Consider the following 10,339-nt stretch of genomic DNA (forward strand, 5'->3'; position numbering starts at 1 on the left):
CGGGTCCTTGTCGCTTTTTACTGGCTCCCGTGGAGCTGAGCATAGATTTTAGCCGCGAGCGCGGCGGAAATGCCGTCGACTCGCGCAATATCTTCGGCCGAGGCGTTCGAAAGCTGCTTCATGCCGCCAAAATGCGTGAGAAGCTTCGCGCGGCGCTTGGGTCCGATCCCCTCGAGATCCTCGAGCCGGCTCGACTGACGGGTCTTCGCGCGCTTGGCGCGCATGCCCGTGATGGCGAAGCGGTGGGCCTCGTCGCGGATCTCGGCGATGAGCATGAGCGCGCGGCTCATGGTGCCGAGCACGAGCGGCTCGCGGCGCACGCCGTCGATCTCGGGGAAGATCAGGGTCTCGAGACCCACCTTGCGGCCCTCGCCCTTGGCGACGCCGACGATGACGGAAAGATCGAGTCCGAGCTCAGTGAAGACCTGTCTGGCCATCTCGACCTGCCCCTTGCCGCCGTCGACGAGCACGACGCTCGGCAGCACGGCCTCGCCGCGCGTCACGGGCCTGTAGCGGCGCTCGAGCACCTGGCGCATGGCCGCGTAGTCGTCACCTGGCTCGATGCCCGTGATGTTGAAGCGCCTGTAGAGGGCGGACTGCATGCGACCCTCGGAGAAGACGACGCAGGAGGCCTGCGTGGCCTCGCCCGCCGTGTGCGAGATGTCGAAGCACTCGACGCGGAAGTTCATCGGATCGCCGTCGTCGGGCTCGAACCCGAGGATGTCGATGAGCTCCCTGAGTCTTGCGAGCTGGCTGCCTTCCTCCTGAAGGTGGCGCGCGAGCGCGATCTCGGCACCCTTCGCGCACATCTCGAGCCAGCGCCTGCGCGTCTCGCGCGGCTCCGCCACCACCGTGACGCGCCTTCCGGCCGCGGCCGACATCGCCTCGGCGACGGCCTCGACCGTCTCGTGGCGCTCCTCGTCGGACATGACGGCACCGTCGAGGATGATGACGTTGGGCACCGGCATCCCGTCGCCGTAGTGCTGGCGCACGAAGGCCGTCATAATCTCGGCCTTCGAGGGCATGAGCGACTCGCTCCTCACGCCGAGCTTCGGGAAGCACGGACGGTCGCCGAGATGGCGCCCGCCCCTGACCATCGCGAGGTTGACGCAGGCGACGGCGCCCGAAACGGCGACCGCCACGACGTCCGCGTCGGTGTCGCCGCCCGTCGTCTCGATCGCCTGCTGGTGCTGCACGGTCGTGAGCGCCGCGATGCGGTCCCTGTAGAAGGCGGCCTTCTCGAAGGCCCAGGCCTCGGAGGCCTCCCACATGCGCCTTTCATAGTCCTCGACGATGTCGCGCGTGCGCCCCTCGAGAAAGGCGGCGGCGCGCTCGATGTCCTTCGCGTAGTCCTCCTTCGTGACGGCGCCCACGCAGGGCGCCGAGCAGCGGCCGATCTGGCCGAGCAGGCACGCGCGGTCGCGGTTCGAGAAGACGGAGTTCTCGCAGGTCCTCAGGCCGAAGACCTTCTGCATGATCTGGATCGCCTCGCGCACGGCCGTCCCGTTGGGATAGGGCCCGAAGAAGCGGGACTTGCGGTCGACGCCGCCGCGATAGTAGGAGAGCCGCGGAAACGCCTCGGGACCGAGCCTCAGATAGGGATAGCTCTTGTCGTCCCTGAAGAGGATGTTGTACTTCGGGCTCAGCGTCTTGATGAGGTTGTTCTCAAGAAGAAGGGCCTCCGCCTCGCTGCGCGTGACGGTGGTCTCGAGTCTGGCGATCTGGCTCACCATGATCGCGATGCGCGGGGAGAGCCCCGCGGGATTGCGGAAGTAGGACGAGACGCGCTTCTTGAGGTCGCGCGCCTTGCCGACGTAGAGGCATGCGCCCGCTGTGTCGAAGTAGCGGTAGCATCCGGGCAGGTTCGGAAGGGTCCTGATCTCCTGATGCGGATCGAAGGCGGTCTTCGGCGCGGCGTCCTCGGCGAGGACGATCCCGCCGGCGGCATCTTTTTCTGTCATGGCTCGGCTCTGGTGAACGTCCGATGATTTTAACGCGCGCCCGCGCGCTACAATGCGCGCACGTTCAACTCGTTACGCTTCTGCAAAGGCTTCAGCACCATGTCCCAAAGAGCCGAATCCGCCGACACCGTCCTTGCGCCCGCAGGCGCCGTCATCTTCTGCCGCGTCATCGACAACTTCGGCGACGCGGGCGTCACCTGGCGACTCTCCAAGCGCCTGCGCGACCTCGGCCTGCCCGTCACGCTCGTCATCGACGCCGTCGACGTGCTCGCGAGGCTCGTGCACGACCTCGACCCCGCCGCCACGGACGCGCTCGTGCGCGGCATCCGCATCGCCGACTGGGACGCCTTCGAGGCCGAGGTTTCGGCAGGCGACCTCTCCCGCATCGGCGGCGTCTGGCCCTCGCTCGTCTTCGAGACCTTCGGCTGCCGCCTGCCCGACGCCGTCGAGGCAGGTCTCTGCGACGGCCGCACCCGCCTCTGGGTCAATCTCGACTACCTCTCCGCCGAGGAATGGGTCGAGGGCTCGCACATGGTCTGGGGCCTGCATCCGACGCTGCCCGTCAAAAAGCTCTGGTTCTTCCCGGGCTTCACCGACAGGACGGGCGGCCTTCTCATCGAGGACGGGCTCGACGAGGCCCGCAGGGCCTTCGACGCAGCCGCCTGGCGCCGTGCGCACGGTGCAAGGGACGGGCTTCGCACGCTCTTCTTCTTCGTCTACCCCGTCAACGCGATCGACCGCCTTGCCGCCGGCCTCAGGGCCGCGGGCGAGCCCCTCAACCTGATGCTCGCGCCGGGCGAGGCCTCCGACATGCTCGAGCGCGCCCTCAAGGGCGACGCCCGCTTCAACGTCGTGCGCCTGCCCTTCGTGCCGCAGGAGGAGTTCGACGACATCCTGCGCGCCGTCGACGGCGCAGTCATCCGCGGCGAGGACAGCTTCGTGCGCGCCCAGCTCGCGGGGACGCCGCTCCTCTGGGCCACCTACCCGACCGAGGACAAGGCTCACGAGATCAAGCTCGACGCCTGGCTCGCAAGGTTCAGGGAGGCCTGGCCTGCGGACGCCGCCGTCCCCTTCGAGACCTACGAGGCCGCCTCCCGCCACTGGGTCGACGGCACGCTCGAGCCCGCCGAGGTGAAGGCCTGGCTCGACCAGCTGCCCGTCCAGAAGAGGGCCGCCGAAGTCTGGCGCGAGTCGCTTCTCAGGCGCGGCGACCTTGCCCGCCGCATACTCGAACTCGTCCCGCGCGCCTGAGGCGCAGGCAGGCGTCAGGGCTGCAGGGGCGCCTCCGCATCAAAACCCGGGCCCAAATTAACAGTTCAAGGGCCGGAAAATTTGGTAGAATCGTCTGCTATTGATTTTTTGCTTCTTGCGCCCTCTTGCAAACGGGCGCGGGAAAAATTCTCGCAACACTGCAATTAGGGAATCTGATAAATGAAAACCGCTCAGGAACTCCGCCTCGGCAACGTCTTCATGGTCGGCAAGGACCCGATGGTCGTTGTCAAGTCCGAATACTCGAAGGGTGGCCGCGGTGCCTCCACGGTCAAGATGAAGATGAAGAACCTTCTCACGAACGCCATGACGGAAACCGTTTTCCGTGCTGACGACAAGTTTGAAGACCTCATCCTCGAACGCAAGGAAGTGACGTACTCCTACTTCGCCGATCCGCACTATGTCTGGATGGACGAGGAATACAACCAGTACGAAGTCGAAGCCGACGTCATGGCTGAAGCCCTCAAGTACCTTGAGGACGGCATGGCTGCTGAAGCCGTCTTCTACGAAGGCCGCGCCATCTCCATCGAACTCCCGACGATCCTCGTCCGTGAAGTCACCTACACGGAACCGGCCGTCAAGGGCGACACCTCCGGCAAGGTCATGAAGCCCGCCAAGATCGCCACCGGCTACGAACTCTCCGTCCCGGCCTTCGTTGAAGCTGGCGACAAGATCGAAATCGACACCCGTACGGGCGAATACCGCAACCGCGTGAAGTAATCTTCACCGATCGGTCGATCGAACAGAAAACCCGACGCTCCTCACAGGACGTCGGGTTTTTCTTTTGTTCCGGCTTGCGCTACACTGCGAGGCGTCTCAGCATCAACGCACTCCGCAGGTTCTACCACCATGGACATCCAGAAAGACAACCGCATGTACATGCAGATCGCGCTTCTCACTTCCCAGAGAAGCTACGCCCGCCGCCTCAAGGTGGGTTGCGTAATCGTCAAGAACCACTCCATCATCTCATTCGGCTGGAACGGCATGCCCACGGGCTACGACAACTGCTGCGAAATGGAGGTGGACGGCCGTCTCGTGACCCGTCCCGAAGTGCAGCACGCCGAGCTCAACGCCATCGCGAAGCTCGCGGAGAACGGCTACTCCAGCAAGGGTGCCGCCATCTTCATCACGCACAGCCCCTGCATCCACTGCGCACTCCTCATCCAGAAGTGCGGCATCACCGACGTCTACTACCACACGCTCTACCGCAGCAGCGAGGGCCTTGAATTCCTCAAGCGCGCGGGCGTCAACGTCACGCACCTTGACGTCGAGCCGCCGTTCCCGATGCAGCCGTGCGACTGCAGGATCGAGGGCTGCGACTGCGGCGGCACGGGTTCCGTGCACTAGGATCCCGCATCCGGCCCGATCAGGTCGGATCACTTCTCCACTTTTTCGCCTTTGGCTTGAGCGCGAGCGACCTTTCAGCCGCCGCGCGGCCCGCGTCGCGTCCCTGCACGAGGCAGGTGATGAGCGACATGCCGCCCGGACGCCCGCGTCCGAAGATCCCGCCCGTCGTCTCGCCCGCCGCCCAGAATCCCGGGATCGGCATGCCCCTGCGGTCCAGAAGCCGCGCCTCGGAACTCACCGCGAGGCCGCCCAGCGTCATGTGCACGTACACCGCCTCCCGTCCCCAGTAGTAGGGCGGCGAATCGATCGCCTGCGTGAAGATCCGCTTGCCGAACCTGCGGTCAAGGCCCTTGGCGGCGTCCTCGTTGTATTCGCTGATCGTGCGCCTGAGGGGGTTGACGGGCACGTCCATGGCCCTTGCCATCTCCTCGATCGTGTTCGAGCGGCGCACCGTGCCGTCGGCGAGCTTGAGGCCGAGCGTCCCGCCCTTTCTCGAGCGGCTGTCCGTGATCACCCAGCACGTGCGGCCGGGCTGCGCCAGAATGGCCTCGCTGATGTCGTAGATGGGCATCTCCTCGTTCATGAAGCGCTCGCCCGAGCTGTTGACGTAGATGTCACCGCCCACGTAGTCGAGAAGACGCCCGCCCGCGTAGGGCAGCAGGATGATGTTGCTCATTCCGACCGTGTGACCGCCCACCATGGCGCCCAAATCGAGCCCGTCGCCCGTGGCACCGTCGAAGTAAAGTCCCTGCGGATTGGCCGTGGTGGGCACGTCGACCGTGAGACGATCGTCGTAGAGCAGGCGCCTGCCCACGTCGGCCGTGAAGCCGCCCGTGGCGATCACGATGCCGCCCGCGCGGAGCACCTCGTCCCTCACTTCGCCGCCGGGCAGCGTGCGCTTCACCGCAACCCTGACGAGTCCGTCCTCCTCGGCCCTGCCGAGCCGCACGGCGCGCGTGTTGAGCGCCGTCGTCACGCCGAGCATTCTTGCGTTCTCGTGAAGCGCGATCACGAAGCGGCGGCCTGCGGCAAGACCGAGCGCCGTCACGCTTCGCGGATGCATGTCGCCCACGGCCTGATAGGCGGTGCGCGTCATGACGAGACCGAGCCCCTCGAGCCAGTCGACGGCCGCCTCGGACTCGGTCGCAATGCGGGTGATGTGCGGTCTCAGGACCGTGCCGCCCGCCTTGATCGCGTCCTGGATCCAGAGCTCCACGGAGTCCGTGAAGCCGATGGGCGCCTGACGCCTCGGACTCAGCACGGCGACGGAGCCCGCCGCATAGAGCGTGTGCCCGCCCACGAGCGGCCCCTTTTCAAGAAGCAGCACGCGCACGGCACCCGCCTCTCTGGCGGAGACCGCGGCCGTGAGGCCGGCCATGCCCGTGCCGATCACGATCACGTCCCAGTCCTGCTGCAGGTCCTCCCTGTGGCCGGCAAGCGCGTGCGCGGGGCAGAGCGCCGCTGCGGCGCCTGCCGCCAGCAGCCTGCGCCTCAGGCGGTCGGGTCCTTCCTTGCTCTTGTTGCGGGCGAACGTCATGATCGGATCCTCAGTCCCTGCTCCTGCCCGCGCCCTTTTCGACGACGCCGATCGTCTCGAGCATCCAGTAGGCCTCAAGGGCGCTCTTGACGCCGAGCTTCGTGAAGGCGCTGCTGCGGTGCATCTTGACCGTGGGAAGCGAAATGAAGAGCTTCTCGCCGATGTCCTTGTTGCTCATGTCCATGGCGGCGAGCTTCACCACGTCCTGCTCGCGGGCGGTGAGCGAGTCGTAGAGCGCGCGGATCATCTCCTCGCTCCTCGTCTGCTCGTGGAGCGCGATCGAATGCTCGACCGCGCGTGAGACGACCTCGTTCAGCTTCTCGGGATCGACGGGCTTCTGCAGGAAGTCGAAGGCCCCGTGCTGCAGCGCATGCACGGCCATGTTCACGTCGCCGTGCCCCGTGAGAAAGATGATCGGCAGCGGCGCGCCGCGGGCGACGAGCGCCGTCTGCAGCTCAAGCCCCGTCATCTCGGGCATGCGCATGTCGAGAATGAGGCAGCCCGGCTGCGAGGGATCGTCGTCCTCAAGAAAGGTCTTCGCGCTGTTGTAGATCAGCACGAACCATCCCATCGCCTGAAGAAACATCTTCTGCGACATGCAGAAGGTTTCATCGTCGTCGACGATTCGCACGATCGGTATGACTTTGGCCATTGTTGTCCGTCTCCTTTGTTTTGTCCGGTCTTTTCGTTCAGTTCCTTCCCGCGTCGATCGCGCCCGCGGCCCTCGCGGCCGCCTCCTCGTCGAGCTCGTCGAAGAGCACGCTCACCACGACGCCGCCCGCGGGCTTCGCCACGAACTCGATCTTCGCCCCGTGGCTGTCGGCAATGCCGCGCACGATCGAGAGGCCGAGTCCGAGCCCGTCGGGCTTGACGCTCTCGAGCGAGTGCATGAGGCACGCCTTCTCAGCTTCGGTGAGCTTTCGCCCGTTGTCGGCCACCGTCAGCATCCACTGCCTGCGGCCGCACCCCTCGGGCGGAGTCTCGGTCCTGATCGCCGCGAGCGTCACGATGACGCGGCCCGTGGCGCGTCCGTGCTCGTCCGTCTGCTCGTGCACAGCCTCGGCCGCGTTCTTCACGAGGTTGAGAACGAGAAGCTCAAGCTCGAGTCCGTCGCCGAGCACCGTTGCGGGCTCGTTGGGCATCTGCACGAGGACGGGCACCGAGGCGAGCTTGCCGAGCTTGAAGGCACGAACGCCTCGGTCGACGGCACGCTTGAGGTCCGCCAGGACGTGGTTGGCCGTGCGGTTCTTCACGTAGCCTCTCACGCGGTCGACGATCCCCGCAATCTTGAGCGCCTCGGCGTCGATCCCCTCGACGGCCGTCCTCGCATTGGGATTCTGCGCGATGGCGTCCTTTAGAAGAATCTTCACCACGGCGGCGAAGTTGCGGATCGCGCCCACGGGCGACTTGATCTCGTGAGCGATCATGCCCGACATCTGCGCGGCGATGTTCTTGCGTTCAAGCGCGCCGAGCTGGTCGCGCACGACCGCGGCCTCGGCCTGCGACGCCTCAAGCGCCGAGAGCGCGTCGGAGAGCTCCGACGTGCGCTTCGCGACGAGTCCGCGCAGGCGGAATTCGTTCAGGATGAGCAGAAGCAGGACGAGAAGACCGACGTGGATCTCGGTCTGCCAGCGCTTGTAGACCGCCATGGGCGACATGTCGCGCAGGTGGCGGTAGGGCCCGATCTCAAGAAGCCTGTAGAGTTCGCGCAAGTCCGACGTTCCCACCATGGCCGACCACTCGTAGTTCGCGTCCCCGCCATTCGTGAGGAGCGAGACCGTCATGCGGTTGACGAGGGGCTCGGGCGTCCAGGGGAAGGCCACGAGGCTGATGTCGGGATAGAGCGCCGTCGAGTGACGGCAGACGATGGCGTCCGACTTCTTCACGCCGATGGCCTTGAGGTCGGCGGCGTTGACGAGTCCACGCGAGTCGAGAAGCTCGAGCAGGCACGTGGGCAGCACGGCCGCGTCGGCGCTGCCGTGAAGCACGGCGGAAAGAACGCCGGGATAGGCGAAGCTAAGAAACGTGGTCCTGCCGAAGAACTTCTCCGGATCGTGCCCCGCGCGGGCGATCTCGCCCTGCAGCGCAAGCCAGCCCGTGAGGCTCGTCGGCGTGTCGGCAGCGATGTGCCTGCCCGCCAGATCCTCGAGCGTGTTGATGTCCGTCCTGTCGGCGCGGGTGACGACGAGCGAGCCCACCGCGTGCGCGGCGTCGGTCGCCGTCCACGGCTTGCGGGTCGCGATGCGGAAGGTCTGAACCCCCTGCTCCTCCATCAGATCGATCTGCTCGGTGGGCAGCATCAGGAAGTCGGGCTTCTGATGAAGCACCTCCTGGGCCGCATCAGGCGTGACGATGTCGCGCCATGAGATGCGGAAGTCCTTCTCGAGCGGATTCGAGAGCAGCACGAGGCCTTCCCTCAGGCTCGCCGTGTCGACGGCCGTGCTGATCGTGTCCATGATGCCGATCTTCACGTCGCCTTCGCCCGAGCCCGTCTGCGATGCGGACGAGACGGCCGCAACGCCGCCGTGGGAGGGCGCGGCCTGCACGGCCGCAGCGCCGAGCACTGCGGCGGCGAGAGCTGAAAGCTGGATTCGAAGGGACGGCATGGCGGAAAAGGCGGTCTGGTTCAGAGAATCTTAGCCTGCCCGCACGGCCTCGGGCAAGACGCTCGGGAAAGCGGGAATAAATTCGCGTTTTATTGAGGTATTACTTTGCCGCAGGAAAGTTCAGGGTAGTAAATTGTATGAACCGCAGTCGTTTCGGGCCGCCTCGACGCCCCTGACGCCTTCCAACAACACATTAGAAAAGGAACCGCACCATGCCCCATGTTCTTCCCCCGTACCGTGCCGACGTCGTCGGAAGCTTCCTTCGTCCCGCCGCCGTCGCACAGGCCCGCGCCGCGTTCGCCAGGGGCGAGCTCTCCCGCGAAGCCCTCACCGCCGTCGAGGACGAGGAGATCGCCGCGCTCGTGAAGAAGGAGCTCGACAACGGCCTCACCGCCGTCACCGACGGCGAATTCCGCCGCGCCTTCTGGCACCTCGACTTCCTTGCCGGCCTCAAGGGCATCCGCCACGTCAAGGCCGAGGCCTGGTCCGTTCACTTCGAAGGTCGTCAGCCCAAGGCCGAGACGGTCGTCATCGAGGACCGCCTCTCCTTCCCCGCCGACCATCCGTTCCTCGAGGCCTTCGACCGCCTGAAGAAAATCGCGGGCGACGCCGCCGTGAAGTACACGATCCCGTCTCCGTCGATGCTGCACCTCATCTGCTGCGTGCGCGCCACGGACTATGAGCCGATCGCCGCCTACAAGGACAACGAGGAGCTTCTTCTCGACGACCTCGCACAAACCTGGACCGACGCCATGCTGGCGCTCTACGAGCGCGGCTGCCGCTACCTGCAGCTCGACGACACGAGCTGGGGCGAATTCTGCTCCGCTGAAAAGCGCGCCGCCTACGCCGCCCGCGGCATCGACGTCGACGCCGTGGCCCGCAGCTACGTCGGCGTCCTCAACAGGATCATCGCCGCCAAGCCCGCCGACCTGACGCTCACGATGCACATCTGCCGCGGCAACTTCCGCTCCACGTGGTTCTCCTCCGGCGGCTACGAACCCATCGCCGAGATCCTCTTCGCGAACTGCCCCGTCGACGGCTTCTTCCTCGAGTACGACAGCGAGCGCTCGGGCGGATTCGAGCCGCTGCGCTTCATCAAGGACCAGACGGTCGTCCTCGGCCTCATCACCTCCAAGTTCCCCGAACTCGAGGACAAGGAGGCCGTCAAGGCCCGCATCGCCGAAGCAGCGAAGTACGTTCCGCTCGTACAGCTCTGTCTCTCTCCGCAGTGCGGCTTCTCCTCGACCGAGGAAGGCAACATCATGACCGAGGAGGAACAGTGGGCCAAGGTCCGTCTCGTGGTCGAGATCGCCCGCGAGGTCTGGCAGGACGCGTAACGGACTTTCCAGCCTGAACGGATGCCCTCGGGCTCCAAAAGGCCGCTGCCCTGATTCAGGGACGCGGCCTTTTCATAGAAACGCCGCAAGGAAACATCTGACTTCAGTCAGGTGAGGAATTGCGGCCCATGCATTTCACAGCCCATGCATTTCACACTACCACGTGATAAAACTAAGGATATGGTGGAAATAGTATACAACCGAAATTGCGTTTACCAGACGGCATACCATGTGATATGGTGTCCGAAGTACCGCAAACGGATACTTAAAGGTGAAATAGCC

At 65.4% G+C, this 10,339-nt stretch carries 8 protein-coding genes; 4 read left to right on the top strand and 4 right to left on the bottom strand.

Going from position 1 to position 10,339, the window contains the following annotated elements; genetic code table 11:
• Positions 1–17: 17 nt before the first annotated feature.
• On the bottom strand, positions 18–1,961 hold the full coding sequence (gene uvrC, locus HMPREF9465_RS09790) for an excinuclease ABC subunit UvrC (protein WP_005436495.1): 1,944 nt from the start codon (positions 1,959–1,961) through the stop codon (positions 18–20).
• Positions 1,962–2,060: 99 nt separating this feature from the next.
• Between uvrC and earP the strand changes: the two genes are divergently transcribed.
• The 3 genes from earP (at position 2,061) to HMPREF9465_RS09805 (ending at position 4,577) form a co-directional block, all read left to right on the top strand.
• On the top strand, positions 2,061–3,212 hold the full coding sequence (gene earP, locus HMPREF9465_RS09795; protein WP_005436497.1) for an elongation factor P maturation arginine rhamnosyltransferase EarP: 1,152 nt from the start codon (positions 2,061–2,063) through the stop codon (positions 3,210–3,212).
• A gap of 180 nt (positions 3,213–3,392) precedes the next feature.
• Complete coding sequence (gene efp, locus HMPREF9465_RS09800) at positions 3,393–3,950, top strand: elongation factor P (protein WP_005436499.1); 558 nt, start codon at positions 3,393–3,395, stop codon at positions 3,948–3,950.
• Between the two features lie 129 nt (positions 3,951–4,079).
• Positions 4,080–4,577, top strand: a complete 498-nt coding sequence (locus HMPREF9465_RS09805) for a deoxycytidylate deaminase (protein WP_005436501.1) — start codon at positions 4,080–4,082, stop codon at positions 4,575–4,577.
• Between the two features lie 19 nt (positions 4,578–4,596).
• Here HMPREF9465_RS09805 and HMPREF9465_RS09810 read toward each other — a convergent pair whose 3' ends face one another.
• From HMPREF9465_RS09810 to HMPREF9465_RS09820, 3 genes are read right to left on the bottom strand one after another with little or no spacing between them, the layout of a single operon-like run.
• Positions 4,597–6,114 (bottom strand): FAD-dependent oxidoreductase, encoded by a 1,518-nt coding sequence (locus HMPREF9465_RS09810; RefSeq protein WP_005436503.1) that lies wholly within the window; start codon positions 6,112–6,114, stop codon positions 4,597–4,599.
• Positions 6,115–6,124: 10 nt separating this feature from the next.
• Complete coding sequence (locus HMPREF9465_RS09815; protein ID WP_005436505.1) at positions 6,125–6,766, bottom strand: response regulator transcription factor; 642 nt, start codon at positions 6,764–6,766, stop codon at positions 6,125–6,127.
• Positions 6,767–6,803: 37 nt separating this feature from the next.
• Positions 6,804–8,720, bottom strand: a complete 1,917-nt coding sequence (locus tag HMPREF9465_RS09820; protein ID WP_005436507.1) for a PhnD/SsuA/transferrin family substrate-binding protein — start codon at positions 8,718–8,720, stop codon at positions 6,804–6,806.
• 212 nt (positions 8,721–8,932) lie between these two features.
• Between HMPREF9465_RS09820 and HMPREF9465_RS09825 the strand changes: the two genes are divergently transcribed.
• A complete protein-coding gene (locus tag HMPREF9465_RS09825; RefSeq protein WP_005436508.1) occupies positions 8,933–10,057 on the top strand; it encodes a 5-methyltetrahydropteroyltriglutamate--homocysteine S-methyltransferase in 1,125 nt (374 codons plus the stop codon).
• The last annotated feature ends 282 nt before the right edge of the window (positions 10,058–10,339 follow it).

Source organism: Sutterella wadsworthensis 2_1_59BFAA (genome assembly GCF_000297775.1).
Lineage (GTDB): Bacteria > Pseudomonadota > Gammaproteobacteria > Burkholderiales > Burkholderiaceae_F > Sutterella > Sutterella wadsworthensis_A.

What these genes read in the sequence shown, in the direction of transcription:
- uvrC (WP_005436495.1), bottom strand. Translation starts at nt 1,961, where the DNA reads ATGACAGAAAAAGATGCCGCCGGCGGGATCGTCCTCGCCGAGGACGCC.
- earP (WP_005436497.1), top strand. Translation starts at nt 2,061, where the DNA reads ATGTCCCAAAGAGCCGAATCCGCCGACACCGTCCTTGCGCCCGCAGGC.
- efp (WP_005436499.1), top strand. Translation starts at nt 3,393, where the DNA reads ATGAAAACCGCTCAGGAACTCCGCCTCGGCAACGTCTTCATGGTCGGC.
- HMPREF9465_RS09805 (WP_005436501.1), top strand. Translation starts at nt 4,080, where the DNA reads ATGGACATCCAGAAAGACAACCGCATGTACATGCAGATCGCGCTTCTC.
- HMPREF9465_RS09810 (WP_005436503.1), bottom strand. Translation starts at nt 6,114, where the DNA reads ATGACGTTCGCCCGCAACAAGAGCAAGGAAGGACCCGACCGCCTGAGG.
- HMPREF9465_RS09815 (WP_005436505.1), bottom strand. Translation starts at nt 6,766, where the DNA reads ATGGCCAAAGTCATACCGATCGTGCGAATCGTCGACGACGATGAAACC.
- HMPREF9465_RS09820 (WP_005436507.1), bottom strand. Translation starts at nt 8,720, where the DNA reads ATGCCGTCCCTTCGAATCCAGCTTTCAGCTCTCGCCGCCGCAGTGCTC.
- HMPREF9465_RS09825 (WP_005436508.1), top strand. Translation starts at nt 8,933, where the DNA reads ATGCCCCATGTTCTTCCCCCGTACCGTGCCGACGTCGTCGGAAGCTTC.